The sequence below is a fragment of the Streptomyces sp. NPDC002911 genome, from assembly GCF_053591835.1.
On the sequence record NZ_JBSFUO010000004.1, the window covers coordinates 351,868 to 378,008 of the forward strand.

Annotated in this window: 29 protein-coding genes and 2 pseudogenes; 16 read left to right on the forward strand and 15 right to left on the reverse strand. The window is 69.9% G+C overall.

The window, feature by feature from the left end; genetic code table 11:
• Positions 1-131 precede the first annotated feature (131 nt).
• Together ACWD04_RS09525 and ACWD04_RS09530 are read left to right on the forward strand one after the other, a co-directional pair.
• A complete protein-coding gene (locus tag ACWD04_RS09525; protein WP_451129816.1) occupies positions 132-692 on the forward strand; it encodes a GIY-YIG nuclease family protein in 561 nt (186 codons plus the stop codon).
• Between the two features lie 304 nt (positions 693-996).
• Positions 997-1,170, forward strand: coding sequence for a hypothetical protein (locus tag ACWD04_RS09530; RefSeq protein WP_451129818.1), 174 nt, complete (start codon positions 997-999; stop codon positions 1,168-1,170).
• Between the two features lie 94 nt (positions 1,171-1,264).
• On the opposite strand, the gene ACWD04_RS09535 is transcribed toward ACWD04_RS09530, so the two are convergent.
• Positions 1,265-1,810 (reverse strand): hypothetical protein, encoded by a 546-nt coding sequence (locus tag ACWD04_RS09535; RefSeq protein WP_451129820.1) that lies wholly within the window; start codon positions 1,808-1,810, stop codon positions 1,265-1,267.
• A gap of 573 nt (positions 1,811-2,383) precedes the next feature.
• On the opposite strand from ACWD04_RS09535, the gene ACWD04_RS09540 reads away from it, so the two are divergent.
• The 4 genes from ACWD04_RS09540 to ACWD04_RS09555 all read left to right on the forward strand — a co-directional run bounded on the left by ACWD04_RS09540 (position 2,384) and on the right by ACWD04_RS09555 (position 4,105).
• Positions 2,384-2,680 (forward strand): hypothetical protein, encoded by a 297-nt coding sequence (locus tag ACWD04_RS09540; protein ID WP_451129822.1) that lies wholly within the window; start codon positions 2,384-2,386, stop codon positions 2,678-2,680.
• 316 nt (positions 2,681-2,996) lie between these two features.
• Positions 2,997-3,425, forward strand: a complete 429-nt coding sequence (locus ACWD04_RS09545; RefSeq protein WP_451129824.1) for a VOC family protein — start codon at positions 2,997-2,999, stop codon at positions 3,423-3,425.
• A 192-nt stretch (positions 3,426-3,617) separates the two neighbouring features.
• A complete protein-coding gene (locus ACWD04_RS09550; RefSeq protein WP_124273995.1) occupies positions 3,618-3,866 on the forward strand; it encodes a hypothetical protein in 249 nt (82 codons plus the stop codon).
• Entirely contained in the window at positions 3,863-4,105 is a 243-nt protein-coding gene (locus tag ACWD04_RS09555) for a hypothetical protein (protein WP_451129827.1), read from the forward strand. Before ACWD04_RS09550 ends, ACWD04_RS09555 begins: the two co-directional genes overlap by 4 nt.
• A 21-nt stretch (positions 4,106-4,126) precedes the next feature.
• On the opposite strand, the gene ACWD04_RS09560 is transcribed toward ACWD04_RS09555, so the two are convergent.
• The 3 genes from ACWD04_RS09560 to mshA form a co-directional block, all read right to left on the reverse strand.
• A complete protein-coding gene (locus ACWD04_RS09560) occupies positions 4,127-4,906 on the reverse strand; it encodes a hypothetical protein (protein ID WP_451129829.1) in 780 nt (259 codons plus the stop codon).
• A gap of 244 nt (positions 4,907-5,150) precedes the next feature.
• A complete protein-coding gene (locus ACWD04_RS09565; RefSeq protein ID WP_451129831.1) occupies positions 5,151-5,657 on the reverse strand; it encodes a YbjN domain-containing protein in 507 nt (168 codons plus the stop codon).
• Positions 5,658-5,706: 49 nt separating this feature from the next.
• Positions 5,707-7,056 carry a D-inositol-3-phosphate glycosyltransferase gene (gene mshA, locus ACWD04_RS09570; protein ID WP_451129833.1) on the reverse strand — a complete coding sequence of 450 codons (1,350 nt, stop codon included), beginning with the start codon at positions 7,054-7,056 and terminating at the stop codon, positions 5,707-5,709.
• A 191-nt stretch (positions 7,057-7,247) separates the two neighbouring features.
• Here mshA and ACWD04_RS09575 point away from each other — a divergent pair, with 191 nt between their 5' ends.
• The 3 genes from ACWD04_RS09575 (at position 7,248) to ACWD04_RS09585 (ending at position 10,954) form a co-directional block, all read left to right on the forward strand.
• On the forward strand, positions 7,248-8,033 hold the full coding sequence (locus ACWD04_RS09575) for a class I SAM-dependent methyltransferase (protein WP_451129835.1): 786 nt from the start codon (positions 7,248-7,250) through the stop codon (positions 8,031-8,033).
• Positions 8,034-8,245: 212 nt separating this feature from the next.
• Positions 8,246-9,334 (forward strand): NlpC/P60 family protein, encoded by a 1,089-nt coding sequence (locus tag ACWD04_RS09580; protein ID WP_451129837.1) that lies wholly within the window; start codon positions 8,246-8,248, stop codon positions 9,332-9,334.
• 270 nt (positions 9,335-9,604) lie between these two features.
• Positions 9,605-10,954, forward strand: a complete 1,350-nt coding sequence (locus ACWD04_RS09585; protein WP_451129839.1) for a PP2C family protein-serine/threonine phosphatase — start codon at positions 9,605-9,607, stop codon at positions 10,952-10,954.
• Here the strand turns inward: ACWD04_RS09585 and ACWD04_RS09590 are convergent.
• The 4 genes from ACWD04_RS09590 to ACWD04_RS09605 form a co-directional block, all read right to left on the reverse strand.
• A complete protein-coding gene (locus tag ACWD04_RS09590) occupies positions 10,936-11,271 on the reverse strand; it encodes a DUF2516 family protein (RefSeq protein ID WP_033298647.1) in 336 nt (111 codons plus the stop codon). The two genes, ACWD04_RS09585 and ACWD04_RS09590, sit on opposite strands and share 19 nt — an antisense overlap.
• Before the next feature lie 116 nt (positions 11,272-11,387).
• Positions 11,388-12,032 (reverse strand): hypothetical protein, encoded by a 645-nt coding sequence (locus ACWD04_RS09595; protein WP_451129841.1) that lies wholly within the window; start codon positions 12,030-12,032, stop codon positions 11,388-11,390.
• 28 nt (positions 12,033-12,060) lie between these two features.
• Positions 12,061-12,570, reverse strand: coding sequence for a helix-turn-helix domain-containing protein (locus tag ACWD04_RS09600; protein ID WP_451129843.1), 510 nt, complete (start codon positions 12,568-12,570; stop codon positions 12,061-12,063).
• 83 nt (positions 12,571-12,653) lie between these two features.
• A complete protein-coding gene (locus ACWD04_RS09605; protein WP_451129845.1) occupies positions 12,654-13,295 on the reverse strand; it encodes an SMI1/KNR4 family protein in 642 nt (213 codons plus the stop codon).
• 339 nt (positions 13,296-13,634) lie between these two features.
• Here ACWD04_RS09605 and ACWD04_RS09610 point away from each other — a divergent pair, with 339 nt between their 5' ends.
• Positions 13,635-14,156 (forward strand): ATP-binding protein, encoded by a 522-nt coding sequence (locus ACWD04_RS09610; protein ID WP_451129847.1) that lies wholly within the window; start codon positions 13,635-13,637, stop codon positions 14,154-14,156.
• Here ACWD04_RS09610 and ACWD04_RS09615 read toward each other — a convergent pair.
• Positions 14,146-14,898: a TioE family transcriptional regulator gene (locus ACWD04_RS09615; RefSeq protein ID WP_451129849.1), complete on the reverse strand. Its 753-nt coding sequence runs from the start codon at positions 14,896-14,898 to the stop codon at positions 14,146-14,148. The two genes, ACWD04_RS09610 and ACWD04_RS09615, sit on opposite strands and share 11 nt — an antisense overlap.
• Positions 14,899-14,956: 58 nt before the next feature.
• On the opposite strand from ACWD04_RS09615, the gene ACWD04_RS09620 reads away from it, so the two are divergent.
• Together ACWD04_RS09620 and ACWD04_RS09625 are read left to right on the forward strand one after the other, a co-directional pair.
• The gene (locus ACWD04_RS09620; protein WP_451129851.1) at positions 14,957-16,162 is read left to right on the forward strand and encodes an erythromycin esterase family protein; all 1,206 of its coding nucleotides are present in this window, start codon (positions 14,957-14,959) and stop codon (positions 16,160-16,162) included.
• Between the two features lie 187 nt (positions 16,163-16,349).
• Positions 16,350-16,852 (forward strand): annotated as a pseudogene (locus tag ACWD04_RS09625) (DinB family protein); the annotation flags it as partial.
• Positions 16,853-16,970: 118 nt separating this feature from the next.
• Here the strand turns inward: ACWD04_RS09625 and ACWD04_RS09630 are convergent.
• Positions 16,971-17,846, reverse strand: coding sequence for an alpha/beta fold hydrolase (locus ACWD04_RS09630; RefSeq protein WP_451129853.1), 876 nt, complete (start codon positions 17,844-17,846; stop codon positions 16,971-16,973).
• Positions 17,847-18,125: 279 nt separating this feature from the next.
• Between ACWD04_RS09630 and ACWD04_RS09635 the strand changes: the two genes are divergently transcribed.
• A complete protein-coding gene (locus ACWD04_RS09635) occupies positions 18,126-19,727 on the forward strand; it encodes an ISL3 family transposase (protein ID WP_451129855.1) in 1,602 nt (533 codons plus the stop codon).
• Positions 19,728-19,735: 8 nt separating this feature from the next.
• Here the strand turns inward: ACWD04_RS09635 and ACWD04_RS09640 are convergent, their stop codons facing one another.
• A complete protein-coding gene (locus ACWD04_RS09640; protein ID WP_387397032.1) occupies positions 19,736-20,011 on the reverse strand; it encodes a hypothetical protein in 276 nt (91 codons plus the stop codon).
• A gap of 327 nt (positions 20,012-20,338) precedes the next feature.
• Here ACWD04_RS09640 and ACWD04_RS09645 point away from each other — a divergent pair.
• Positions 20,339-20,446, forward strand: a pseudogene (locus tag ACWD04_RS09645) (deoxyxylulose-5-phosphate synthase); the annotation flags it as partial.
• Positions 20,447-20,489: 43 nt separating this feature from the next.
• Here the strand turns inward: ACWD04_RS09645 and ACWD04_RS09650 are convergent.
• Positions 20,490-21,134: a TetR/AcrR family transcriptional regulator gene (locus ACWD04_RS09650; RefSeq protein WP_451129857.1), complete on the reverse strand. Its 645-nt coding sequence runs from the start codon at positions 21,132-21,134 to the stop codon at positions 20,490-20,492.
• Entirely contained in the window at positions 21,131-21,907 is a 777-nt protein-coding gene (locus ACWD04_RS09655) for a TetR/AcrR family transcriptional regulator (protein ID WP_451129859.1), read from the reverse strand. Before ACWD04_RS09655 ends, ACWD04_RS09650 begins: the two co-directional genes overlap by 4 nt.
• A 96-nt stretch (positions 21,908-22,003) precedes the next feature.
• Between ACWD04_RS09655 and ACWD04_RS09660 the strand changes: the two genes are divergently transcribed.
• Together ACWD04_RS09660 and ACWD04_RS09665 are read left to right on the forward strand one after the other, a co-directional pair.
• Complete coding sequence (locus ACWD04_RS09660; protein WP_451129861.1) at positions 22,004-22,972, forward strand: ATP-binding cassette domain-containing protein; 969 nt, start codon at positions 22,004-22,006, stop codon at positions 22,970-22,972.
• Positions 22,965-23,738, forward strand: coding sequence for an ABC transporter permease (locus tag ACWD04_RS09665; RefSeq protein ID WP_451129863.1), 774 nt, complete (start codon positions 22,965-22,967; stop codon positions 23,736-23,738). The genes ACWD04_RS09660 and ACWD04_RS09665 overlap by 8 nt, the downstream gene beginning before the upstream one ends.
• Positions 23,739-23,801: 63 nt before the next feature.
• Here the strand turns inward: ACWD04_RS09665 and ACWD04_RS09670 are convergent, their stop codons facing one another.
• Both ACWD04_RS09670 and ACWD04_RS09675 read right to left on the reverse strand, forming a co-directional pair.
• On the reverse strand, positions 23,802-25,058 hold the full coding sequence (locus tag ACWD04_RS09670; RefSeq protein ID WP_451129865.1) for a GNAT family N-acetyltransferase: 1,257 nt from the start codon (positions 25,056-25,058) through the stop codon (positions 23,802-23,804).
• A gap of 75 nt (positions 25,059-25,133) precedes the next feature.
• The gene (locus ACWD04_RS09675) at positions 25,134-26,114 is read right to left on the reverse strand and encodes an asparaginase (protein ID WP_451129867.1); all 981 of its coding nucleotides are present in this window, start codon (positions 26,112-26,114) and stop codon (positions 25,134-25,136) included.
• Between the last annotated feature and the right edge of the window lie 27 nt (positions 26,115-26,141).

Genomic DNA, 26,141 nt, shown 5'->3' on the forward strand with positions numbered 1-26,141 from the left:
CCTCCTGGGGTACCAACCCCTGTCATTCCGTCCGCCAGCACGTTCCAAGCTGGATCACCAATGCCGCTCAAACTGATTTCACGCGGACCGGGGCATTGCCAACGGGTACCGGTAGCCTTCGAGGATCAGCCATGCTCGGAGGCTTCGTGGAAGCTACCATTCTCATCAATCCCAACCGGTTGTGGTCGGCGCAAGAGGTCCTGGTGCGCCCCAGCCCTCTCCCAGCTGCGGCAGGGGTCTACGGGTGGCACTTCAAGCAGCCGCCGCGTCCGGACTTGGACGCCGGGCGCCTGCTCTACGTCGGGATAGCCCCACGGTACATGGCCAACCGGACCAGTACTCAGAACCTGCGCAAGCGGGTGCGCTATCACTACCGGGGCAACGCGGCCGGCTCGACGCTACGACTCACTCTGGGGTGCCTGCTCGGACTTGAGCTGCGACGCGTCGGCAGCGGTAAGCGGATGACCTTTGGCAAGACAGGCGAAGCCACCCTGAGCCAGTGGATGGAGGACAACGCGCGAGTGTGCTGGATGGAGCAGGACAAACCGTGGGAGCTGGAGTCACAACTCATCTCCCAATTCGACCTCCCGCTGAACCTCGACCAGAACCGCCACAACGCGTATCACAGCCGCCTGAAGGAGCTACGGGCCCAAGCACGACAGCGAGCGCGCGAGTTGCCCATCAGCTCCTAGGCTGAGAGGGCTTTCTGGGCCGTCTCTGGGCCGTCCGAGGTTGCTCAACGGCACCCGATGACGACCAATGGCGACCACTCACCCGGAGTCGATCAGCGTCCCTACCTGCAGAAACCCTGGCCACCGAGATCTACCGCAAGACCCAGGGCAAGAAGAAGTAACACGACGCTAAAAAGCCCCCCTGCGGCTTCTCCGTGTGGTGGGGGGCGTTTTGCTGCCCTGGGCCGTCAGGTGCTGGATCGTGCCGTGTCGAAGACCGCGGCCACAGCCTTACGCGTGCGCTCCTGGCTGTACGGGCATCCGCGTGCCCGACCGCATCAAGGCGGCCGGCTACGAAGACTCCATGGCAGGAGGAGAAGGCGAGCAGCACGGAGATAAGCGCCGCTCGGCAGGACGTCGCCTGCAAGAAGAAGACCGGACCGGTCACCAATTGGTTCGGCACGGAACCGAAATACAGAAGGAAGCCGTCAAGACATGAGGAGCGAAGATCCGAGAGGTGCGCGCGAGGATATCCGAACGTGCGGAAACCGCCCGCGAAGCCCTTAAGTCCTGACCTCGGAAACAGCCAGCACTCAGCCGACGACGTGAATGAGCGTCCCCTTTGTGGCAAAATCCCATAGCGCTGTTCCGTCCGCGACACTCTCGCGAATCGCGCCGGTCTTCACCGTGCTGTCCGGTGCGGGAGAGGCGCCGTCCACGGCGTTGGAAAAGGCTGATTGCGCCCCAAAATAGACCGCGTGCTCAATTCGCACACCATCGCTTCCAGTGCCCTCGGCACGGCGGAAGGTCACCGGATGTTTCCCCTCCGGCGGAGGCACATTGCCCGGCCACACCGTGAAGGTACGGGCGGCGGATCCGCTCTCGGAGATCAGCCAGACCCTTTTCTGGGAAAGCGAATACACGACCCGCCGCCCGGTTCCGGAGTCATCGGGAACCTTGTACGTCTTGGGCTTGGTGGCGGAAGGGCGAGGCTTCGGACTCGGCTTGGAATCGGCACTTACGGTATTCTTCGCAGGCGTGTTCCGAGAAGCCTGCACCGACAAAAAGGAAATCGTGGCGAGGGCGGCGGCCAGCAAAACGACGATCCAGACACCGGAGGATATCCTGCGGGTCGACACCAGACTGCTCCCTCTATGTCATGCTCTGCCCTTTACGGGTCAACGTTCACGATCATCAGCCTATCGGAGCCCCAGAACTTCGGTGTAGCCGCGTGACGCCCGGTTCGTGGTGGCCTGTCAGGTGAGCGTCATCGCTGATCCCGTCTGCCTCTGACCGGGGCTGTTCCCCGGTGCGCGGAGAACAACCTCAACCACTGCATCGGACAGTCCACCGCGAATCCTGGCCGCCCAGGACGACGGTCAATGCGTCAGCGGGCGCGGCGGAGGTGGGAGCGGCCAACCGGCCGGGAGGGCGTCGAGGGACGGCGGACGGCCGTGCCGACCCCTGGGGAAGTACCGCTCTCCGGTGAGCAAGGCGGCACGGCGGATATGAGTGGTGGGTTGGGGAGGGGGCCGGCCCGACGGAATCCTGGCCGGAAAGGTGCGGCAGCTGCAGGCGCCCACGGTCGCACGGACGGAGGACGAGATGTTGCTGTCCTGATCACTCGAGGCGAAGCTGAGCGGGGACGTCGCCAGGTCTCCGCGCGCGGACGAACCCGCGCCGGTCGGGGGCGGACGGAAGGAGCTAGTGCGATGAGGGTCATGCTGAGAGCACATCTGGACACCCAGATCTCGAATGAGGCACTCAAGAACGGCACGTTGCCGAAGATCATGCAGTCGATGACGGAACGGCTCAGGCCTGAGGCGGCCTACTTCGGCCCCAGCGAGGGCGGGCGGTGCTGCACCTTCGTCTTCGACATGCAGGACAGTTCACTGCTGCCCACCATCACGGATGCGCTCCTCCAGAAACTCGGTGCGAAGGTCGAGATCCAGCCCGTGATGAACAGCGAAGACATGCAGAAGGGTCTTGCCGCGCTGCAGCAGGGCTGACCTCGTCGTCCGCCCGCAACGCTCGGTCCGGTGACCCGCGCTCACATCTGGTGGAGGGCACAAGCGCCTGCCAGGGTGGTCTGCCGCAGGATGCCCCGCCGGAGCAGCAGGACGACCGAGTCACCGTAGGCGTGCAGCAGCGCCGTACCGCAGCCTCATCAACCGCCCCCATCCTGCCGGCCGGTCCGGCCAGAGCTACGGATCCGGCTCCGACGACTACGGATGCTCCACCGAATGGTGAGTCGCCGCCGCGGGCCGCGGGACTCGCATGGGCCTCCTCCCCGGAACCGGCCCTCGCGCGCGGCACGATGGAGGCATGGACGCAGACAGCGGGAACACCCTGGCCGGGGCGCGCGGTGCCGCGACCAGGCTGCCGGCGCAGGACCTGGAGCGGGCGCGGCGCTTCTACTCCGAGAAGCTCGGCCTGGAACCCGTCGACGAACGGCCGGGCGGGCTGCTCTACCGGTGCGGGGACTCGGAGTTCGCCCTGTTCCGGTCGGCCGGAGCCTCGCCCGGCACCTTCACCCAGATGGGGTGGCAGGTCGACGACATCGAAGGGGTCGTGTCGGAACTCAGACGGCGCGGCGTGGTGTTCGAGACGGTCGACCAACCAGGCTTCCGAACCCATGAGGGTATCGCCGGGATCGAGGGGAACTACCCGAGCAAGGGCGCCAGGGGCGAACGCGGTGCCTGGTTCCGCGACAGCGAGGGGAACATGCTCGGCATCGGCCAGCCGGTCACCTGAGCTCGACCTTCCGGTCCGTTCGCCCGACTCGGCGTGGCCCTCGCCCGGCCGGGCTTGGAGTGGGCACGCCCGGCCGGGCCGGCACCCGCTAACGTGAGTTGCACACCTGCCCGTTACGCAGGTACACCCGCGGCGGTGCGGGCGGACGGGGCGCGGAGAGCAGGGAGATCGGGAAGATCGGGGAGATCGGTCATGGGCGAGTCTCTGAAGACTTTCGTCGGCGGCACCGAGGTCGAGGTGCCCAACAGCATTCCGGCGATCCGTGCCGCTCTGCCCGAGGGGAGACGCGAGGAGTTCGACCACGCGATCAATGAGGCCGGGGTGCACGAGATCCAGGCCGTCATGCGGCACTGGATGCTCGAGTCCGTACCCGATCCCGAGGCCGAACAGATCCTGGACCGCCTGGCGCAGGACGAGGCCGAGAGGCGGAACGTCGCTTGAGTTTCCGCATCTCCTACGCACCGCCCGCGGACGACACCCTGGCCAAGATGCGCGACGGCATCTCGTTCCGGGACGAGATGGCGCGCACCCTGGGCCTGGATCCGTACGGACATGCCTCGACCGCCGTGAAGCGTGAACGTGACCGGCGCGAGGCGACGGTGTACGGCGCCATCGTCCTCTACTACGTCTCCGGGTCCGTGCTGACGGTCACCGTGGTCAGGCTCGTACCGCTGCCGTGACCCGGAGAGGTGGCGGGGTGGTCAGCCGAGCTTCTTGACCTGCGCGTCGATCACCGCGGTAGGCAGGTCGACGTCGGACTCCGCGCCTATTTTTCCGAGGTTGAACGAGGAGAACGTGGCGACCGTGCCGCCCTGACGCACGCTCACGAGCTTGAAGGGGGCCACTTCGCCCTTCTGTTCCATCTGCACCCGCCAGGCGAGGGCCTCCTCGCCACCCGTCACCTTCTCCTCAGTCAGCTCGGTGACCTTCTGCTCCGTGCCCTGCAGGGTCAGGCTGAACCCGCCTGCCGCACACTTCGCGGCGGAGTCGCGGAGCTCGGCGAGGCTCTTCGTGGCACCGTCGTCGTCGTACGAGGCCAGGGTGACCAGGGACGAGGTCACGTCGAGCATGCCGGCGAGCGCGTCCTCGGGGTCCGCGGACTCATCCTTCTTGGGCTCCTCGAGGACCCTGCGCCCGGCGTTCCCGACCGGGGTCCCCCGCTCCACGCCGTAGAGGGCGAAGCCGATGGGCTCGCACTCTTTCTTGTCGACGGTGACGTCTCCGGGCTGGGCGATGTCCTGCGGGCCGGCCTTGGTGATCTTGTGACCCTCGACGTCGCCCTGCTCCAGCGACACCTTTTCCAGCTGGGCCGAGGTCAACGCCTTGGCAGCCGCGGGTTTGGCGGAGGCGTCGTCCTTGCCGCCCGATGCGCCGCCGTCCCCCTTGGCATCGGAGTCCGAGCCGCTGCAGGCAGTGGCGAACAGGGCCAGGGATGCCACGGCGGCGGCGAGGGCGGTACGGCGTACTGCGGTGGCGCGCATGGTTCGTTCATCTTTCCGTCTGAAGGAGCAACAGACCACTCCCGCCGCGTGATAAGGGCTGACACGGGGGGCATGTCGCAATGCGCCACACTTTACGATCGGACACCTGTCCGATGATCGCCCCGAACGGTCACGGGGTGTGATCGTGACGCCTTTGTGATCACCCCGTGAAGCACCTGTGGGGTTGTCCGGGGCCGGGCCGGCCGAGCTCGCGTGGTCCTCCCGGCGCGCGCCGCCCACAATCTCAGGAGGGGCGTCGCGTCAGGTGTGTGAAGGCGTCCAGATTGCGGGTCGATTCGCCGCGCTCCACCCGCCATGCGTACTCCTTGCGGATCGCGCTCGCGAAGCCCAGTTCGAGCAGCGGATTGAACGCGCCGTCCGCCGCCTCCAGCACCGCGCCCAGCAGCCGGTCGAGCTCCTCGGGAGTGATCACGGAGAGCGGAAGTCTGCCGACAAGGTAGATGTCGCCGAGCTGATCGATGGCGTAACTGATGCCGAACAGACGGAGGTTGTGCTCCAGGAGCCAGCGGTGTACGGCCGCGTCGTTCTCGTCCGGGTGGCGGATGACGAAGGCGTTGAGAGAGAGGGAGTGCTGTCCGACGCGCAGGGAGCAGGTCGTGGACAGCTTGCGGGTGCCGGGCAGCTTCACGACGTAGGCGCCGGGCTCGGGACTCTCCCATTCGAGCTCCGCGTCGTTCAGCGTCGCCTCGATGACCTGCGCCGCTGTTGCTTCCTCGGATACGTCAGCCATGGTGCGAGCGTACGACAGCGTGCCCGCGCGCTCAGCCCGGCGCCGTCGCTCAGCCGTGGTGCTCGCGGGCGCGGCGCCGGTGATCGTGCATCGCCGCCGTGTACACGTCGGCGGTGGCCGACGCCGCCGTGTCCCAGCCGAACGACTGGGCGTGCGCGGCCGCGGCCTCGCCCATCCGGCCGGCCAGCTCGGCGCTGTCCGCGAACCGGCCCAGCGCCTGCGCGTACGCCTCCGGGTCGTGGCCCGGGATCAGGAAGCCGCTGACTCCGTCCCGTACGGCGACCGGAAGCCCGCCCACCGCCGCCGCGACCACGGGTGTGCCGGCCGCCTGCGCCTCTATGGCGACGAGCCCGAAGGACTCGCTGTACGAGGGCATGACCAGCACGGAGGCCGCCCGGAACCAGTCGGCGAGCTGGTCCTGACCGACGGGCGGGTGGAACTGCACGACGTCGGAGATACCCAGGCGGGCGGCCAGCTTCTGCAGGCCCTCCGGCTTGGCGAGCCCGCTGCCGCTGGGGCCTCCGACGACGGGTACGACGATCCGTGAGCGCAGCGAGGGGTCACGGTCCAGGAGCACGGCGACGGCGCGCAGCAGCACGTCCGGGGCCTTGAGCGGCTGGATGCGGCCGGCGAACAGCGGGATCAGGGCGTCCTGCGGAAGGCCGAGGCGGGCGCGGGCGGCGGCGCGGCCGTCGCCGGGGCGGAAACGCTCCAGATTGACGCCGGGGTGCACGACGGCGACCGAAGCCGGGTCCGCGTCGTAGAAGCGGATGAGTTCGTCGGCCTCCCCGGCGGTGTTCGCGATGAGCCGGTCGGAGGCGTTCACGATCTGGGTCTCACCGATGACGCGGGCGGCGGGCTCGGGGGCGTCGCCCTCGGCGAGTGCGGCGTTCTTGACCTTCGCCATGGTGTGCATGGCGTGGACGAGGGGGACGCCCCAGCGCTGGGCGGCGAGCCAGCCGACCTGGCCGGAGAGCCAGTAGTGGGAGTGGACCAGGTCGTAGTAGCCGGGTCGCTGGCCTGCCCAGGCCTGCATCACACCGTGGGTGAAGGCGCAGAGCTGAGCGGGCAGCTCCTCCTTCGCGAGGCCCTCGTACGGCCCGGCGTCGACGTGACGCACCAGGACACCCGGCGCCAGTTCGACCACCGGGGGCAGCCCACCGGTGCTGGCCCGGGTGAAGATCTCGACCTCGATGCCGATCGCGGCGAGGCGCTTGGCCAGCTCCACGATGTAGACGTTCATGCCGCCCGCGTCGCCGGTGCCGGGCTGGTGCAGCGGAGAGGTGTGCACGGAGAGCATCGCGACACGGCGCGGCTTACGGCTTCCGGCGAAACCGCCCGGGAAGCGGATACGGGGTGCCGCACGGCTGCTGCCGAGCCGGGAGACGTACTGGCTCACGGGGCCGCTCCTCCTCGCTCAGGGCATGACACGTACGGGCAGATGGCGCCCTCGAAGTGGCAGAACAGCGCAACTCAGCCTTTCATTTCCGTTTTGCCAAATCATTACGGTCCTTCCGGCGTGCCGCAGGTCGGTCCGCGCTCCCTGCCGCTCCGCGTGGGTTTGCCAACGCTTCGCATACGCTCCTTCTCATGCACCAGCGCCCCATCGGCACCGTGACCCGCGGGACCACCAACCCCAACCGGCTGCGCCGCATGGACCGCTGGATCGCCGCCGCCCACGGCTCCGCCCTGCGGCGCAGCGACGCACCCCTCGCGGTCGACCTCGGTTACGGCGCCGCGCCCTGGACCGCCGTCGAACTGCTGGAGCGCCTGCGCACCGCCGAACCGCGCACGGCCGTGGTGGGAGTCGAGATCGACCCCGCGCGGGTCGCGGCGGCGCAGCCGTACGAGCGCGAGGGCCTCAGCTTCGCGCACGGCGGCTTCGAGATCCCCACGACCGGCCGGCCGGACCTCATCCGGGCCGCGAACGTGCTGCGCCAGTACGACGAGGGAGAGGTCGCCGCGGTCTGGCAGCGGCTGTGCGCCCGGCTGGCCCCCGGGGGGCTGCTGGTCGAGGGCACCTGCGACGAGATCGGCCGCAGGCACGTCTGGGTGGCCCTCGGCCCGGAGGGGCCGCGCACGGTCACTTTCGCCACCCGGCTCGGTTCGCTGGAGCGCCCCTCGGACCTCGCCGAGCGCCTCCCGAAAGCCCTGATCCACCGCAACGTGCCGGGCGAACCGGTGCACGCCTTCCTGCGGGACCTCGACCGGGCCTGGGCCACGGCCTCCCCGTACGCGTCGCTGGGCGCGCGCCAGCGCTGGATCGCGGCGGCCCGGGCCGTCTCCGCCGACTGGCCCCTGACGGACGGCGTACGCCGGTGGCGGCAGGGCGAGATCACGGTGCGCTGGTCCGCGCTGCGGCCTGCCACGGGGTGAATGTGAGCGGGGGGATCGGCGGGCAGGACGTGCCCGTATCCGGGAACACCGGCGGATCACCGTTCGTCCCCCTGTGTGACGGGGAGGGTGTGCGGACCTCTGTTGCTTTACGGGACAACATGGCACGATCGCGTCGTCACGCGAACGTTACTGACGGTAAATCACATGGGCGCGACAAGGCTTTCGTTGCCTTCCGCCCGGAGGGGGAGCTTGTGAACCGACGCCACTGTGCCACTGCCGCGATCACTCTGGTCTGCGCACTGGCCCTGCTGACCGCGCCGGTCCACGCCATGGCCGCTCCGCTGCCCGAGCCCACCCCGGCAGTCACCACGCCAGGCGCTCCCCCCTCCCCCTCCGCCTCCTCGATGAGGAGCCTCGAGGAGGTGCGCGAGGAGATCGACACCCTCTACCGCAAGGCCGGGGCGGCCACGGACGCGTACAACCTCGCCGAGGAGCAGTCCAAGAAGCAGTCCGGCGAGATCGTCCGGCTCGCCGAGGCGATCGCCGACGGCCAGGCGAGGATCGCCGAACTGAAGGACAGGGCGGGTGCCCAGGCCCGCGAGCAGTACCGCAACGGTGGTCTCCCCCCGGGCGCCCAGCTGATGCTGAGCGGCGATCCCGGCCTCTTCATGGACGGCGTCAACCAGGCCAGGCAGGGCCAGCAGGCCACCAAAGGCATGCTGGCCGAACTGGAGCAGTCCCAGGAGGACTTGGAGACGTACACCAAGGACGCGAGCCTCAACTGGGAGAAGATCGAGGCCAGCCGCGTCAAGCAGGCCAAGGCGAAGAAGAGCATCAACGCGCAGATCGCGGCGGCGGAGAAGCTCGAATCGCAGCTGGCGAAGGGGGAGCAGGCCAAACTCCTCCAACTGGAGAAGAACGCCGCGTCGACGGCGCAGGCCGCCTGGCTCTCCTCCGGTGCGCTTCAGGACATCAACCGCGCGGCGAGCGCCGCCGGCAAGCAGGCGGTGGCCTTCGCGACCGCCCAGATGGGCAAACCGTACGTATGGGGAGCCGAGGGCCCCGGTTCGTACGACTGCTCGGGGCTGACCTCACAGGCCTGGGCGGCGGCGAGTCAGCCGATCCCCCGAACCTCCCAGGAGCAGTGGCGCAGGCTGCCCCGTATACCCGTCCAGGACATGCGCCCCGGCGACCTGATCATCTACCACAGCGACGCCAGCCACGTCGGGATGTACGTCGGCGACGGCTCGATCGTGCACGCGCCCCGGCCCGGCCGGGATGTCACGCTGGCAGGCGCCGGCTCGATGCAGATCCTGGGCGTGGTCCGGCCGGACAAGTAGGCACCCGCACCCGCACCCCGCGCCGGATCGGCCCGGCACATGTGTGCAGAGCGTGCCGGACGCGTGATGTTCGTCATGACCTCATGTCCGTTTCCTGCCCGCCCGTCGCGCCGGATCCGTGGTGGGACGCGGTTTACGGCCGCGCAGGTGTCAGAGGATGATCGCCGGGCACCATTCCGTTCCCCTGCTGCGGACCGCTATCGTCCCCGTCGGCGGGTCGTCGATCGTCGTCCCGTCGCGCCCTCGGGGGGAGGGAAGGAACCCGAACCGATGCCCGTACCCGTACCGCAGCAACGTGCCGTTCCCGCTGCGGAGACCACTCATGGTGGCGACCTCACACTGCTGGTGATCGAGGACGACCCTGCGGGCACCTTCGCCGTCCCCGAGCTGTCGTCCACCACCGGAGCGCGGGTCCGCGTCCGTACCGCCCGCAACCTCACCGAGGCCGGCCGGCTGCTCACCGACGACGTCGACTGCATCCTGCTCGACCTCGACCTGGAGGCGGCCGCCCTGCCCGCCGGCGCACGCCCCGATGGCGCTGACGACGAGACCGGCCACCCGGACGAGCTCGCCGCCCTCAAGCACATCCTGCGCATCGCACCGCGCCACGCCGTCCTCGCCCTCACGGCGGAGGACGGCGCCGAGCGGGCCGCCGAGGCCGTACGGGTCGGGGCCCAGGACTATCTCTTCCGCGGGGAGCTCGACGGGCGCCTCCTCAGCCGCGCCATCCGGTACGCCGTGGAGCGCAAGCGCGCGGACATCGCCCAGCACCAGCTGACCGAGTCCCGGCTGCGCGCGCAGGAGAACGCCCGGCTGGAGCGCGGGCTGCTGCCCACCCCGCTCCTCGACGGCTCCGACCTGGCCTTCGCCGCCCACTACCGGCCGGGCCGTAGCCGGGCCCTGCTCGGCGGGGACTTCTACGACACGGTCCGCACGCCCGACGGCACGGTCCACGCGATGATCGGCGACGTCTGCGGGCACGGCCCGGACGAGGCGGCGCTCGGCGTCGAGCTGCGTATCGCCTGGCGGGCGCTGACGCTGGCCGGGCTCTGCGGCGACGACCTGCTGTCCACGCTGCAGCAGGTCCTGGAGCACGAACGGCAGAGCGAGGAGATCTTCGCGACGCTCTGCACCGTCGACATCGCCCCCGACGGCCGCCGCGCGGGCCTGTGCATCGCGGGCCACCCCGCGCCGCTGATCGCCCGCCAGGGCCGGGCGGCACACCTGCTCCCGTACGAGGACGGCGGCCCGGCCCTCGGCTTGCTGCCGCACGCCCGGTGGCCGCGCCGGCAGGTCGAGCTGGGCGGCTCATGGAGCCTGATGATGTACACCGACGGGCTGATAGAGGGGCGTGTCGGGCAGGAGGGGGCCCAGCGGCTGGGCCAGGACGGCATGGTCGCGATGGTCAACGGCCGGCTGGCCCAGGGGCTCGGCGGCGAGGCCCTGCTGGAGGCCGCCGTCACCCAGGTGCAGGAGCTGAACGGAGGCGAGCTGACCGACGACGTGGCGGTCCTGCTGGTGGAACGCGACGAGGCCCGGACTCGCCGAAGGGGCAGGAGCGCACTGCGCTCCCGCCCCGGTGCCGCCTCGTCGGCGGGTGCTCAGCGCCCGCCGTTGTAGGGGCCGTACGGTCCGTCGCTGCTGGAGCCTCCGCGACGGCCACCGCCGCCCGACACGGCCTTGATCGCCGGCCGCACGTCCACCATGAAGACGATGGACGCGATCACGCCCGCGATCTGCAGGAACAGGATCGGAATGACGAGGTTCACGAAGACGGTGACCCCGAGGATGATCAGCCAGAAGGACTTCTTCTGCTTGTCCGCGGCCCGGTAGGCGTCCTCGCGCGCCGTCACGGCGAAGACCAGCGCGACCACGGCCAGGACGAGCATGGCCAGGTACAACAGCTGCAGGAACGAGCCGAATGCTTCGAGCAACACGGTGAGCACCGCCTAGTCAGTGGATGAGCGCCTCGCGGCCAAGGTACCGGGACAACGACCCGGGCACCCCGAAGGTGCCCGGCCCGTTCTTCCGGCAGCCCCGGAACCGCTTGCGACTACTTCGCGGAGGGCGGGGTCGTCTTCTTCGCCGCGGGCTTGCGCACCGGCGCCGTCCTCTTCGCCGCCGTGGGCGCCGCCTTGGTCTCGTCGGCCTTCGGCGCGGGCTTCTTCGCGGCGGGGGACACCGGCTTCGCAGGGGCGGCCGGCTTCGCCGCAGCCTCCGATTTCTGCTTCGGCACGGACTTCGGCTCCGCCTCGACCACCGCGGCGATCTCGACGATCTCCTCGGCCGTCTCGCCGCGCCAGGTCCGTACGCTCTGCTCGCCGCGCTCGGCGACCTTCTCGTACGTCTCCCGGGCGCGGACCGCGTACTCGGCGGCCACGCCCACACTGCGCAGGGCCAGGTCCTGGGCGCTCTCGCCCCACTTCTTGAGGTCGGTGTCCAGCGCCCCGAAGACCTCGGTCACCTTCGCCTGCACGGTGGCCTGAGCCTCCTTGGCCTGCGTGGCGACCCGCTCCTGCACGGCCTTCGGGTCGGTGTTGCGCACCGCCTCGAACCGCTCGGGCGCCTCGGCCCGCAGCTGCTCGATCAGAGCCGGGACCTTGCGTGCCTGCTCCACGGCGAGGTCGGCCGTACCGGCGGCGAAGTAGAGGGGGGTGGGGTCGGTGAGGGTCTTACGCAGGTCATCGGTGATGGCCATGACTGTGGTCCTCCCGGATCATCAGAAGTCAGTTCGCTGGTGGGTCTGCATCACTGCCGCCGGCCGTGCGGGGGCCGCGGGCATCCGGAACGGCACCGTCCGCGTCACCGGCACCGCTTTCCGCATCGGCATCGATTCTGCTCTTCGCCCCGGCGGCACCGTGGACCTCGGAGCCGGTGTCGGGCGCGACATCGAAACCGTTCTCCCGGCGGAAGGAGTCGTAGATCTGCAGCAGCACGTTCTTCTGCCGCTCGTTGATCGACGGATCGGCCAATATGACCGCCCGCGTCTCCAGCTCCTCCCGCTCCCGCTCGTCGAGGATCCCGGCCCGCACATAGAGCGTCTCGGCCGAGATGCGCAGGGCCTTGGCGACCTGCTGCAGCACCTCGGCGCTCGGCTTGCGCAGACCGCGTTCGATCTGGCTGAGATACGGATTGGACACCCCGGCGGCGTCGGCGAGCTGCCGCAGGGAGAGCTGCGCGGTACGCCGCTGCTCACGCAGGTACTCGCCGAGATTGCCGACGTTGAGTGATGCCATGCCTCGATACTGCACCCGTCCTGCTAACTATTGCAAGCGCATGCTTGCAAAAGTGTTCCACGTCATCCGTCGCGCGATGTGATCTACGAACGGATCTCCCAGTCGATGCAGGTCCTGCCGGAAGAGTGCTCGAAGGTGACTGGCCAGTAGTACGTGAATGGGGTGTCCGTCTCCAGAGCGTCCGTCACAGCGCGGACGAACTCGGTCAGGCTCGAGCCCCAGAGGGTGCCTTCCAGATCGCCGGAGCCCATGCCCATCTCATACACGTGCCCGTACGTGGGCCCAGGCCGGTGGTCGACGAACGCGACACCTCCGTCGTTGGGGAGCGCGAACGGCACACAGAGATGTAGATGGCCGGCGAGGTCTTCTTCATCCCACAGATCGACCTCGGCGTTGTCCTCGCCGAGGTCCACGAGAATCTTGTGCATCGATGCGATCTCGGCGGTCGAGCTGAGCCGATGGCCCAGCGGCAGGATGTTGCCGGCCGGGAAGACTCCTGGCTCGGGTCCACTGTCCAGCTCGGGCTCGACGACACCGTTCCGCCGCTCCAGCAGCCCCCTGAGCTCAGGATGAAGGGCGAAGTCCAGCTGCTTCTCCAGCTCAGCGATCTCAGCAGCCGTTGCCGGCGGTCGAAGCGCGGCGTGATCCGCTGGCGACCGGACGGCCAGCCACGACTCGAACCGGGCCCATGCCTGATCAAACGGAGCAAGACCGATCGATGTCATGGGCAGACGATAGGCGGTGGGTCCGACAGGACCGGCTGCCCGGCTACCAGGCTCACGGCTGATGCGATAGCCCGGACTTCCAGGGACAGGCGCCGAGCGAGCTGTCTCACCTGCTCGGGGCATCGCAGCTCATCCGCCCGAGGCACCCGGACTTATCCGAAAGCGGACACCAGCGATAGCTGTCACGTTCCGGCGCTTGCTGTCACCGGTCGCTCGGTGCAACGTGTCGAGAGAGATGACACCTGATCTCAGCGGTCGACACCACCCGGAGAACGCCGGAGCCGTACCGGATTTCCGTTCTGCCCGTTCCCGGGCCCGCACAGCGCTAGCGTCGGTCCCATGATCGTATGGATCAACGGCACTCACGGCGCAGGCAAGACGACGACCAGTGCACTCGTGCAGCAGCTGATCCCGGATTCCCGGGTGTTCGACGCCGAGAAGGTCGGCGAGACACTCATGGACATCACGCCGGGGCTGCCCCGGACGGACAACTTCCAGCACTGGCCGCCGTGGCGGCCGCTCGTAGTCGAGACCGCCCGCCGCGTACTCGACTACACCGGCGGCACTCTGGTGATGCCCATGACCGTCCTGGTCGAGCAGTACTGGCGCGAGATCAGCACAGGCCTCGCCCGACACGCCATCCCGGTACGGCACTTCGTCCTCCATGCTGACCAGGACACCCTCCGCGGGCGCATCGAGGGCGACACTCTTCTCGGCCCCTCCCCATTCCGTCTCGCCTACCTCGAGCCCTACGCCGAGGCGGCCCGCATGTGGCTGCACGGCGAGGCCGAGGTCGTCGACACCACGCACCTCACGCCCGCCCAGGCCGCCCTGCGGATCGCGGAGGCCGTCAGGAGTTGAGGTCCGCCCGCCACTCGCGGAGGTACGCCTCCAGCTCGGCGGCCCCGGTCAGCATCGCCCGCCCGCGGGCGGACAGCCGGCCGTGCCAGTCGCGCAGTGCGGCCTCCAGCGGCTCCAGCCCGCCGACCGCCCGTACCTGGGTGATCAGCGGGGCGATCTGCTCCAGCAGATAACCGCCCCGCCTGAGCTGATGGACCAGCCGGGCGTCCCGTACGTCGGACTCGGCGTAGACGCGGTACCCGGTCAGGGAATCGCGGCGAGGGCGGACCAGCCCGGCGTGCTCCCATTTGCGCAGGGTCGCGGGACGGATACCGAGCTTCCCCGCAAGCGGCCCGATGAACGTGTCGCCGGGCCCCGACACGGTGTCGGGATCGGGCTCGGACGTCGCGGTGGGCGTCAGGTCGCGGAGCGCGTTCTCCACGGCCTGGAGTGTCCGCCGGTCCTCCAGGAGCTGAACGTGGCTCCCGTCGATGAGGTGGAACGCCTCATCGGCCGCGCCCCGGTTCACGGCCTGCATGATCGACGTCGCCGTCCCGTGGCCGTGGCCGGGCAGCAGAGCGAGAAACGCGCGCAGCGCCCCCGCGTGCATCGGGGTGTAGGTGCGGTATCCGTGCTCTGTGCGACCGGCGGCCGGGAGGATGCCGGCCTCTTCGTAATTCCTGACGGCCTGTGTGGACAGACCATGGCCGCGTGCCAGGTCAATCGGCCTGAGCTGCCTGGCGCTTTGAAGGTTTTTCCGCACAACCCTGATGCTATCGCGGGAAAGTCTCAACCGAGTGTTCAACGATAGCGTTGAATGTATGGATGCTGGCAACAAGGACACCACCCATACCGTCGAGGCTGCCGCCGTCATGAGGCTGCTCCCGGCCCGGCCGCGGCTTCTCGCCCTGGGCGAGCCCACCCATGGCGAGGAGGCTCTGCTCGACCTGCGCAACGAGCTCTTCCGGCAGCTCGTCGAGCAGGAGGGCTACCGGACCATCGCGATCGAGAGCGACTGCTTGGCGGGCCTGGACGTGGACGACTACGTCACCTCGGGCACGGGCATGCTCGACGAGGTCGTGGAGCGCGGAATCAGCCACGGGTGGGGCACCTCCGCGGCCAACCGCGAGCTGGTGCGCTGGATGCGCGCCCACAACGACGGCCGGCCCGCGTCCGAACACCTCCACTTCGCCGGTTTCGACGGCCCGCTGGAGATCACCGGCGCCGCGAGCCCCCGACAGGCCCTCACCGCACTCCACGGCTACCTCACGTCGGCCGGGGTGGACGCGGACCTGCTCCCCTGCACCACGGAAACGCTCGACCGACTGCTCGGTTCCGACGACCGGTGGACCGAACCCGCCGCGATGAGGGACCCGTCCCGGTCCGTGGGGCAGTCGGCCGAGGCCAGGGAACTGCGGCTGCTCACCGACGATCTGACGGCGCTGCTCGACGCGCAGACGCCGCACCTGATCACGGCGACCTCCCTGGACGCCTGGCACCGGGCGCACCTGTACGGGCGTACCGCCATCGGCCTGCTGCGCTACCACTTCTGGATGGCCGACTCGTCACCGGGCCGCATGGCACGGCTGGTGGGCCTGCGCGACCAGATGATGGCCGGCAACCTCCTGGCCGTCGCCGAACGGGGCCCAGCACTGGTCCACGCCCACAACAGTCATCTCCAACGGGACAGGAGCACGATGCGGATGGGCGGACTGCCGGTGGAGTGGTGGAGCGCCGGTGCGATCGTGAGCGCGCACCTGGGCGAGGAGTACGCCTTCCTGGCCACGGCCCTCGGCACGCTCCGGCACCAGGGAGTGGACACCCCGCCGCCCGACACCGTCGAAGGATTCCTGTACGCACGCCCGGAGAGCCGTTACGTCGTCGACGCCCCCGGGCTGGCCACCGCCCTCGGCGCCACACGGCCGGCCCCCCGCGTGTCCTCCTGGTACGGCTACGCCCCGCTCGACCCGGCCCACCTGGCGAACAGCGACGGCATCGTCTTCCTCAAGGACGTTCCGCGGAGGTAGTGCGGGACCCGCACCTCCGACCGAAGTGATCGCTCGACGCCGGGCGTGCGTCCTGAGCGGCGCCGCGGAATGATCACCAGGGCGGCCGTCCCACTGATCGGCGAGCAGGGTGGCCGCCGCGCTCCGCCCGGGACCGGGCGGCCGGGAAGCCGGGCCAGGCGATGAGCCGACGCGGCAGCTGGGCGCCATGACCGCACCTGACGCCAAGGCCGACCTCCACTTCTACCTGCAGTCGGCTCGCGATGCCCTGCTGTGGAAGCTCGAAGGGCTCTTCGAGTACGACGCCCGACGCCCCCTGACGCCGACCGGTACGAACCTCCTGGGCCTGGTCAAGCACGTGGCAAGTGTGGAACTGGGCTACCTCGGCGACACCTTCGGACGGCCGTCCGGCGAGCCGCTGCCATGGGTCGAGAAGGGGCCGAGCCCAACGCGGACATGTGGGCGACCGCCGACGAGTCACGCGAACAGATCGTGGGGCTCCACCACCGGGCCTGGGCGCACGCGGACGCGACGCTCGACGCGCTGCCGCTGGACACGGTCGGCACGGTGCCGTGGTGGCCGAGCCACCGGGCCGAGGTGACACTGCACCATGCCGTGGTACGCGTGATCGCCGACACGCACCGGCACACCGGGCACGCCGACATCGTCCGGGAACTCATCGACGGCACCGTGGGAATGAACAAGGGCAACGTGGTTCTGTTAATGAGAACGAGCAGCAAATGTTCACCACTTCGGGAGGCACCGGCGCAGAGCGCCGTTCGATTCCCGGTCCAGCCGGGTTGCAGACGGGCTGCTCGATTCCACGTCGTCACCGGACGTGGGCCAGCAAGGTGCGCAGGACGGCCTCGGCGTGTGTCCAGAGCAAGGATCCCGCGGCGGCGGGGAGCAGGTGCCGGGTCGCCGTCGGGATCATCTGGGCGAGCGATTCACCTAAATCCGGGGAGTGGACCGGGCTGGTGTCCCGCTGTCCGTACCAGAGGTCGACCGGGACGGCGATGTCGGTGGGGTCGAATGGCCAGCGGCCCATCGCCAGGACGGTGTCGCGGGCGTAGCCCGCTGGGCCCTGGCTGAAGGCCTCGTCCATCGCATGCCGGAAGGCGTGCTGGAAGACCGGGTCGGTGTATACCGCACGATCTGCCTCGAAGCTCGTCGTGATGATCAGATTCCACAGGGTGTTGGCGCTACCGAAGCCCGCGAAGGAGGCCTCAGCGGCGCCGGGGTCGGCCGCGACGGCGTCCACCATGCCCCTCACCTGCGGGTTCAGTGAGTGAGCGAAGCGAGGATGGGCGAGTTCGTCGCTGCCGGACACCACGGACACCGCGTTCACCAGACCGTTTGCCGCCAGGGCGAGGGCGAACGGTGCCCCCTGCGAGAATCCCACCGCCGACGGCGCGCGCAGGGCTCGCTCTTGGATGAGGTGCCGGATGTCGATGGCCCAACTGGTCAGGGTCCGGCCGGGGGCCGGGTCGGAGGCCCCGAGGCCGGGCCGGTCCACGCTGACGAGCCGGACACCTGCTGCGTCGACGACGCCGCCGCCGAAAGCGAGCCACCTGCTGGTGGCCGCCCCTGGGCACAGCAGCACTGGGGTGCCGTCGGTCGGTCCCCATTCCGCCCAGCCCAGGAGCCGACCATCCGGCAGCTGGATCTGTCCGAGCCGCGATGGTTCCCACACGCCGTAGTCCATGATCCGCATTGTCCCGCGCCCGCCTCCCGGTTGCCGTCCCCCACCGACCGCGGCAGCGAAGCAGAGAACAGCGCTCGGCACTACGGAACCCATGCTGTTCGAATCGACAGGCACGCTTCAGTGCCTCCCGAAGTAGTAAATATCTGCTGTCCGTTCTCGGGTTCTGGCTCACATTCCGTGGAGCATGCACTCTGAGTGACGGTTGTCGGGCGAGCGGGCCCTGCGGAAGATGCCCGGAATTGAGCCGTACCGGGTGCGGTGTGGCTGACAGTTCGGCCCGTGGAAGAAGTGGTGCTCCGGCTGGAGGAGTTGCTGTTCCCGTCGATCGCCGACGTGGTGGTGCTCTCCGTGGCCGTGAACGACGAGGCGGTACACATCGAGGTCCGAAGCACGGTGGCTGGGGCTATCTGCCCCGGATGCGGGAGTTGGTCACGGCGGACCCACTGCTCCTACCTGCGCTTTCCCGCTGATGTCCCCAGCGGAGGCCGACGAGTCGCTCTCTGCCTGCGGGTCCGCAGGTTCCTCTGCCCGGTCATCTCGTGCGGGCGACGGACCTTCGCCGAACAGCTACCGGGCTTGACCCGTCGGTACGGCCGGCGGACCGAGCGCCTGCGGTCGACGCTGGCCGCGGTCGGCCTCGCGCTCGCCGGCCGAGCCGGTGCCCGCATGGCGAGAGTCTTCGGCGTGGCCGTCAGCCGCAGCACGGTGCTGAGGCTGGTCGAAGCCTTGCCCGACCCGGAAGTTCCGGCCCCGCGCGTGGTTGGCGTCGATGAGTACGCGACCCGTAGAGGCCGCCATTACGGGACCGTCCTGGTCGACGTCGAAAGGCGACGCCCGGTGGACCTACTGCCCGACCGGGAGGCTTCCAGCCTGGCCGCTTGGCTCGCGAAACGGCCCGGGGTGGAGGTCGTCTGCCGCGATCGGGCACCGTTCTTCGCCGAAGGCGCCACGGCCGGGGCGCCCCAGGCAGTGCAGGTGGCGGACCGGTGGCATCTTTGGCACAACCTGAGCGAGGCTGCAGAACGTTGTGTCGCAGACCACCGTGGATGCCTGCGGGTGCTGACGCCGGATCCGGCCCAGCCTGCCCCCGAGCCGACGAAGTTCGAAGATCCGTCCGTGTCGCCCTGGCCAAGGGGACACCGCTTCGCTGACCGCACCCGCGTCAACCACGCGACTGTCCACGAACTGCTGGCAGCCGGTCTCAGCCGGAGGGCGATCGGCCGCCAGCTCCGTACGACCTCCCGCACCGTCAAACTCTTGGCCGATGCAGCCACCCCGGAGGACCTCTTCCACGGACAGTGGCAGGGCCGGCCGTCCAAACTCGACGCCTTCAAGCCCTACCTGGATGACCGCTGGAACCAGGGCTGCACGAACGCCTGGACCGTGTGGGAAGAGATCGTGCCGCTCGGCTATCAGGGCAGCTACCAGCGGGTTCGCGCCTATTTCCGGGAGAAGCGGCTCTCGCCGGGCCCCAGCACAGCTCGGCCACCGTCACCCCGCATCGTCGCCGGATGGATCCTCCGCCGGCCGGAGACCCTCAACGAGACGGAGCAACTTCGGCTCAAGGCCGTTCTGGTCCACTGCCCTGAACTGGACGCCCTCACCGGGCACGTCCGCTCCTTCGGCCAGATGCTCACCGAGCGCCAGGGCGAGCGGTTGCCGCAGTGGCTCGATGCCGTCCGGCGAGACGACCTCCCCGGCCTCCACACCCTCGCCGCGGGCATCGACCGTGACCGCGATGCGGTCATCGCCGGCCTCACCCTGCCCTGGAGCTCAGGCGTCGTCGAAGGCCACGTCAACCGCATCAAGATGCTCAAACGCCAGATGTTCGGCCGGGCCGGCTTCGCCCTTCTCCGCAAACGCGTCCTGCTCTACTCGTAAAGCACAGGTCAGACCCCATCCTCAAGGAGCCCGAAGCCTTCCGCGAACCCTTCCAGGAACTCGCGCCGTGCTGGGTCGGACTCGGCGTCGGCCATCGTCCCCAGCAGTTCGATCAACTCGTTCCGCTGCTCGCTCGACAGCTTGCTGACCAAGTGGGCGACGCCCTCCATGACCTTGACGGCATCGTCCGGATCCATCTGCTCGTCATCACTGCCTTCAACGAACCACAGGACATCGACCAAAGCCTCGGCCAGGGCGTGGGTCAGAGACGAGTACACGGGCATCAAGGCGGACCCCCAGCAGGTCACGGCAGCAAAGTCCGGCCATCCCACCACACACCACTGACATCACACTCAGTCAGCCCTCCACGGAATGTGAGCCAGAACCCGTTCTCGTGAACAAAGCCAGCAACGACAGCATCCCGCCGGGCGACGCGGCCTGGTGGGAGGACCACCGGAGCCGGCTGGATCGCGCGGCCCGCGAAGCCGACGCGCATGCGTGACGCCGACGGACCGGCTGCGGCCCCATGTCCGGCGCCTGTGGAGCTGACGCCGGCCCGGGCCCGCGTAAACCGGTCGAACAGCGTAGGGCGCGCGCCCTACGCCGGCCGCATGCCTCCGCCCAAGACCTCGTACGTCCGCCTGCCGTGCCGGGCCTCGTACAAGCAGCCCTACGACAGGGGGTGGGCGGACCGCGTCCGCCCCCGGTGCGCCGCACCCTCTCGGTCCTGCTGAACGCGGGCATCGCTTCCACGCGGGCTGCTCACCGAGCGGCTCCTCCGGGGCACGCGTTGAGCAGCCCGTTCTCCAGTTGCCCGAACGCGAGACCTGCTGCCGCCACCGCGCCCCCGTGCACCTGGCCGGCGCTCACCCCCGCGTCCATCCGACGCCAGTTCTCCTCCGCCAGGATCCGCAGTACGGCGATGATCTGGCCCGCCGCGAGGCGTGCCGCCACCGGGGTGCCGGGGTCCAGTGCGCGGGCGAGTGCCGCTTCGGAGCGGCCCTGGTAGGCGTAGAGGCGGGCGACGAGCGACGGGGTGCCGTAGAGCAGCCGGTGGAAGGCCAGCACCTGCGGGTCGTCGCAGAGTCCGGTCACGGGGTCGCGGCGGTCCAGGCCGTCCAGGAAGTGCCGGCGCAGCGCCTCCAGGGGTGTGACGCCGTCCGGCCGGCCGGAGACGACGCGGGCCGCCTCGTCCTCGTGGTCGGCGAACCGGTGCAGGACGAGGTCCTCCTTGGCCGGGAAGTACCGGAACAGCGTCGGCTTCGAGATGTCGGCTGCTGCCGCCACTTCGGCCACCGACACCTTGTCGAAGCCCCGTGCGAGGAACATCGAGATCGCGGCCTCGGAGACCGCCTCGTAGGTCAGCTGCTTCTTGCGCTGGCGCAAGCCGGTCTTCTCCGTGCTCATGACGGCGGGCCCTTCCGGATGAGCGCCTCGACCCCGTCGAGGATCCGTTCGAGTCCGAACACGAAGTCGTAGTCGACCTCGTCCGGCTCACTCATGGCCTCGGAGGACAGCAGCCTGGACAGCGCCGGATGGCGGACGGGGTCGACAAGCCGTTGCATGGTCCGTGCCCACTGAGCCGTCACCTCCTCGGCCGAAGCGCCCTTCGCCGCGACGGCGGCGGCGAGGTCGCTCATCAGCAGGGCCTCGTTCCGCACGAGCCCCGAGACGAGGAGGATGACGGAGAGCTTGTCACCCTCGTGCAGTCCGCTGTTCTCCAGCGCCTGGAGGCCCTGTTCCCACCAGGCGACCGAATGCGGGCTGGCCGGCGGCCCCGCGATCGGGATGCGCAGGGACCACAGGTTCCGCTGGAACATCCGTCGCTGGGCCCACGCCCACTGGCTCAGCGACTCCCGCCAGCCCGCCCCCTCCTCCAGCGCCGGCAGGGGCTCAGGGGCACCCATCGCCGCCTCCTGCATGAGGACGTACAGCTCCTCCTTGGCGGAGACGTAGCGGTAGAGGGACATCGTGGAGGCGCCCAGCTCCTTGGCGACCCGGCCCATCGAGACGGCCGGAAGGCCTTCCGACGCCGCCACCGTCACGGCCGCCTCGACGATGCGGTCCAGCGTCAGGCCGGGCTTCGGGCCCTTGACCGGACGCTTACGCAGTCCCCACGCGGCCTCGATGCTGGCCGGCAGGCCCGTACCGCCCGACGACGCGCTGCTGTTCTCCGTCACCTGAAGCCGCCTTTCCCGGTACTGGCTTGCCACCATCCTAGGTTTGCGTAATGCTTACGCAGTAACGCGTATGTCATACGCAGAAGGGGGACCGCCATGAGCACCGCCATGAACGACGTCCTGATCGAGGCGCACGGCCTGACCAAGTCCTACGGAAAACCAGGAGCCCGGGTCCGGGTCCTGAACGATGTCGGCCTCCAGGTCGCCCGTGCCGGGATCCACGCGCTGCTCGGCCCCAACGGCGCGGGCAAGACCACGACCGTACGGATCCTCGCCACCCTCACCACCGCTGACTCCGGCACCGCGCGCGTCGCCGGGTACGACGTCGTCACCGACCGCCGCCGGGTGCGCCGCGCCATCAGCCTGACCGGGCAGTTCGCCGCCGTCGACGAGACGCTGACCGGCGAGGAGAACCTGCGGATGATGGCGCGGCTCTCCGGCCTGACCCGCGCACAGGCCCAGGCCCGCGCCGGGGAGCTCCTCGTCCGCTTCGGCCTCACCGACGCGGCCCGCCGACAGGCCCGTACGTACTCCGGGGGGATGCGCCGCCGCCTGGACCTGGCGGCAGGACTGGTCGGCTCGCCCGAGCCCGGCGTGTTCTTCCTCGACGAGCCCACCACCGGACTCGACCCGCGCAGCCGCCGCGAGCTCTGGCAGGTGGTCCGCGACCTCGCCGGACGGGGCGCCGCGGTGCTGCTCACGACGCAGTACCTGGAGGAGGCCGATCAGCTCGCCGACCGCATCTCCGTGCTGAACAAGGGCCGGATCGTCGCAGAGGGCACCCCGGAGGTCCTGAAGTCACGCGTCTCCGGTCACCGCCTGGACCTCGTCCTCAGCAACCGCGAGGCCTACCTCCGGCTCGCCACCCGCGCGGCCCACCACTCCCCCGAGACCCTGACCCTGGGCATCCCCACGGACGGCACCGCCACCCACGCCCGGGCGCTGCTCGACGAGATCGACCCGCACCGCACCGACGTCGACCGCTTCTCCGTGCACAGCGCGACCCTCGACGACGTGTTCCTCGCCCTCACCACCGAGAAGACGGAGGCACCGGCCCATGTCTGACGCACCCGGAGCCCTGACCCACACCACGGTCATGACCGGCCGCAGCCTGCTCATCAGCCGCCGCAACGTCGATGCCGTCATCGTCTCGCTGATGCTGCCGATCATGCTGATGCTGATCTTCGTCTACTTCTTCGGCGGTGCGATCGACACGGGCACCGCCTACGACTCGTACGTCATGTACGTCGTCCCAGGTGTCCTGTTCCTGTGCGCCGGCTTCGGCTCGGCCACCACGGCGGTGGCGGTGAGCGAGGACATGAAGGGCGGCATCATCGACCGCTTCCGCTCCCTGGACATCGGCGCGATGCCGATCCTGGCCGGCCATGTCGCGGCGAGCACGGTGCGCAACCTGGTCTCCACCACGCTGGTGTTCACCGTCGCCCTGCTCATCGGCTTCCGCCCCGCCGCCACCCCTGTCGGCTGGCTCGGGGTCGCCGCCGTACTGCTCGCCTACATCGTGGCGCTGTCCTGGATCTCGGCGGCGATGGGCCTGCTGGCCCGCACCCCGGAGGCGGCCGGAGGATTCACCTTCTTCATGTCGTTCCTGCCCTACCCGAGCAGCGCGTTCGTCCCGGTCGACAGCATGCCGGGCTGGCTCCGCGGCTTCGCCGACCACCAGCCGGTCACCCCGGCCATCGAATCCCTCCGCGGCCTCCTCCTGGACCAGCCGGTGGGCAACGCCCCCTATATCGCGCTCGCGTGGGCGTCCGGCATCCTGCTGGTGGCCGTGGCCCTGTCGGGGGTGCTCTTCAGGATGCGGACGCGGTGACGCCCGGAGCCGACGGCGGGTGGACAGCTCTCATCCGCCACGTCCCACGCACGTGACGCTGCCTCAGAACACGTCCGGGCACCACGCCCGCCGTGGCGCCCGGAACAACGCGTCCGCCCATGCCGCCGCGCCCGTCCGGTGTTCGTCGAGCCGGCCGAGCGCGGCCAGCCGCACCGGCGACTCGTCGCCCAGGCACAGCGCGCCCAGCTCCGCCACGTCCAGCGTGAGGTCGGCTTCCCGGGGCGTGGGGACGCAGGAGGCGCCGGACGGTGAGACCTCCAGCAGGAACCGGCCGCCCGCCAGGCCCGTGGCGTCGCGGACATCGAGGACCAGGGCGCCCTCGGTCGCGTACGTACGTGCCTCCAGGGCCCGGGGAACGTCCAGGACGCACAGCCACAGCCGGTCCACCTGGGTCACGACGCGGGCGGCACGCGGGTCCGGGAGGAGGAGCGGGAGCAGGTCGTCGGGCGCGCGGTAGCCCGAGCGGACCGTCGTGATCCAGTCGATGGAGCAGACGAACTGCCACAGGGCGCGCTCCGCCGCCGGGGTCGTCGCGATCATGCCGACCACCTTCGCCGTGTTGCGCGGCTGCTTACGGTCGCTCCATGTGTCGTCGGCGCGGTAGGCGATCAGCCCGTCCGTCCGCCCCTCGGCCGACCGGTACACCGCGTAGAACGGCTCCGTCCACGTCTCGGACGCCGGGACGTCCACGCCGGTGTTGCGCTGCCACCAGCGTTCGTCCCGGGACACCACGCCGTGCTGGCGTGCGGCAAGACGGCCGTGGAGTCCGGGGCCCAGCTTGCGTACGTCCGCGCCGTCCACCAGCTCGATCCCCCCGCCGTCCGCCTCGGAGGGAAACCGGCCGCGCGTGTCCAGGCCGGCCCGGAGGACGTCGATCTCCCATTCGGTGGTCCAGGCGGCCGGGCCGAAGCCGTACCGCCCGTAGATCGGGTACTCGGAGGCAGTCAGCGAGGCGACCACGTCGCCGCGCTCCTTCGCCGCCGCCAGGTCGGTGGCCATCATCCGGCTGAGCAGCCCGCGGCGGCGGTGCGTGGGTGTCACCGTCACGGCGGTGATCGCGTCGGCCGGCACCGTCGCGCCGCCGACGACGGTCAGCTCCTGCGCGAACGACCGGAAGGTGGCCACACAGCGGCCGGCGTCGAACACTCCCTGCACCCGGGCGAGATCCGTGTGGGCCAGGCGCACAGCGGTCTCCTCCTCCCCCGGCACCGAAGCCGACGCCCGGAGGAACCCGGTGCCCACGGCACGCAGCCAGTCGGGGAATTCGGCTGCGGATACGGTACGTGGATCAAGGCTCATACGGCGCACGCTAGGCACAAGGCGTACGCAATGTCGCGCGGTTTTCCCGCCGGGCCGACGGGCCGCCGCCGCCGCTCAGAACGCGGCCCGGATCCTGCCCACCTCAGCGGCACCGCCCAGCAGCGGAGCCCGCCCGATGCGGGACACCACCGGGGCGTCGACACCGAGCAGTTCGAGGGAGCGGGCCAGCACCGGGCCCAGGGCGCGGGTGGAACCATCGTCGATCTTGAAGGCCAGGGCCCTGCCGTCCGGGAGCGCCACCGCCTGGACCGCCTCCGCGCCCATCTTGGAGAGCGTGCCCGGCACCTCCCGCATCAGCCAGGTGTCGGGCCGCCGCGTGCCGGCGACGTACTCCGGATGCGCCCGCATCGCATCCGCGACCCGGCGCTCCGCCGAGCCCGGCTCCGCCAGCACGAACGTACGGAACGCACGGGCCAGGCCCACCAGCCCGATCGCCATCAGCGGAGCCCCGCAGCCGTCCGTGCCGACCGCTGCGACAGGCTCGCCCGCCGCCTCCGCGACCACCTCGCCGACCAGCCCTTGCAGCGGGTGGGCCGGGTCGAGATACGTCGCCGTGTCCCATCCGTTGCGTACGCATACGGCGAGCATCGCCGCGTGCTTGCCCGAGCAGTTCATGGTGAGCGGCTCCCGCACACCCCCGGCGGCGAGGTACGCCTCCGCCTCGACCGGGTCCAGCGGCAGATCGGGCGGCGTCTGCAGATCGTCCGGCTGCAGCCCGTGCTCGGCGAGCATCGTGCGCACGAGGTCGAGGTGGAAGGCCTCGCCCGAGTGGCTCGCGGCGGCCATGGCCAGCCGCTCCCCCGAAAGGTCCAGCCCGGCCCGCAGGATCGCGGCGGCCTGCATCGGCTTGTTGGACGAGCGCGGGAAGACCGGCGCCGCCGGGTCGCCGAGCGTCAGCTCCACACTCCCGTCCGCGGCCAGAACGACCAGCGACCCCCGGTGGTGGCCCTCGGTGAAGCCGGACCGTACGACCTCGGCCAGGACCGGGAGAGCGGGCGACGACTCGGACGGATACGAGGCTATGGAGGACGTCATGCTGGCGGGTGGCCTTCCGGGGGCGGG

What these genes read in the sequence shown, in the direction of transcription:
- ACWD04_RS09550 (WP_124273995.1), top strand. Translation starts at nt 3,618, where the DNA reads ATGGGCGAGTCTCTGAAGACTTTCGTCGGCGGCACCGAGGTCGAGGTG.
- ACWD04_RS09675 (WP_451129867.1), bottom strand. Translation starts at nt 26,114, where the DNA reads ATGACGTCCTCCATAGCCTCGTATCCGTCCGAGTCGTCGCCCGCTCTC.
- ACWD04_RS09640 (WP_387397032.1), bottom strand. Translation starts at nt 20,011, where the DNA reads ATGCCCGTGTACTCGTCTCTGACCCACGCCCTGGCCGAGGCTTTGGTC.
- ACWD04_RS09630 (WP_451129853.1), bottom strand. Translation starts at nt 17,846, where the DNA reads ATGGACTACGGCGTGTGGGAACCATCGCGGCTCGGACAGATCCAGCTG.
- ACWD04_RS09560 (WP_451129829.1), bottom strand. Translation starts at nt 4,906, where the DNA reads ATGCGCGCCACCGCAGTACGCCGTACCGCCCTCGCCGCCGCCGTGGCA.
- ACWD04_RS09575 (WP_451129835.1), top strand. Translation starts at nt 7,248, where the DNA reads ATGCACCAGCGCCCCATCGGCACCGTGACCCGCGGGACCACCAACCCC.
- ACWD04_RS09540 (WP_451129822.1), top strand. Translation starts at nt 2,384, where the DNA reads ATGAGGGTCATGCTGAGAGCACATCTGGACACCCAGATCTCGAATGAG.
- ACWD04_RS09565 (WP_451129831.1), bottom strand. Translation starts at nt 5,657, where the DNA reads ATGGCTGACGTATCCGAGGAAGCAACAGCGGCGCAGGTCATCGAGGCG.
- ACWD04_RS09525 (WP_451129816.1), top strand. Translation starts at nt 132, where the DNA reads ATGCTCGGAGGCTTCGTGGAAGCTACCATTCTCATCAATCCCAACCGG.
- ACWD04_RS09660 (WP_451129861.1), top strand. Translation starts at nt 22,004, where the DNA reads ATGAGCACCGCCATGAACGACGTCCTGATCGAGGCGCACGGCCTGACC.
- ACWD04_RS09545 (WP_451129824.1), top strand. Translation starts at nt 2,997, where the DNA reads ATGGACGCAGACAGCGGGAACACCCTGGCCGGGGCGCGCGGTGCCGCG.
- ACWD04_RS09650 (WP_451129857.1), bottom strand. Translation starts at nt 21,134, where the DNA reads ATGAGCACGGAGAAGACCGGCTTGCGCCAGCGCAAGAAGCAGCTGACC.
- ACWD04_RS09620 (WP_451129851.1), top strand. Translation starts at nt 14,957, where the DNA reads ATGGATGCTGGCAACAAGGACACCACCCATACCGTCGAGGCTGCCGCC.
- ACWD04_RS09610 (WP_451129847.1), top strand. Translation starts at nt 13,635, where the DNA reads ATGATCGTATGGATCAACGGCACTCACGGCGCAGGCAAGACGACGACC.
- ACWD04_RS09585 (WP_451129839.1), top strand. Translation starts at nt 9,605, where the DNA reads ATGCCCGTACCCGTACCGCAGCAACGTGCCGTTCCCGCTGCGGAGACC.
- ACWD04_RS09605 (WP_451129845.1), bottom strand. Translation starts at nt 13,295, where the DNA reads ATGACATCGATCGGTCTTGCTCCGTTTGATCAGGCATGGGCCCGGTTC.
- ACWD04_RS09665 (WP_451129863.1), top strand. Translation starts at nt 22,965, where the DNA reads ATGTCTGACGCACCCGGAGCCCTGACCCACACCACGGTCATGACCGGC.
- ACWD04_RS09600 (WP_451129843.1), bottom strand. Translation starts at nt 12,570, where the DNA reads ATGGCATCACTCAACGTCGGCAATCTCGGCGAGTACCTGCGTGAGCAG.
- ACWD04_RS09670 (WP_451129865.1), bottom strand. Translation starts at nt 25,058, where the DNA reads ATGAGCCTTGATCCACGTACCGTATCCGCAGCCGAATTCCCCGACTGG.
- ACWD04_RS09595 (WP_451129841.1), bottom strand. Translation starts at nt 12,032, where the DNA reads ATGGCCATCACCGATGACCTGCGTAAGACCCTCACCGACCCCACCCCC.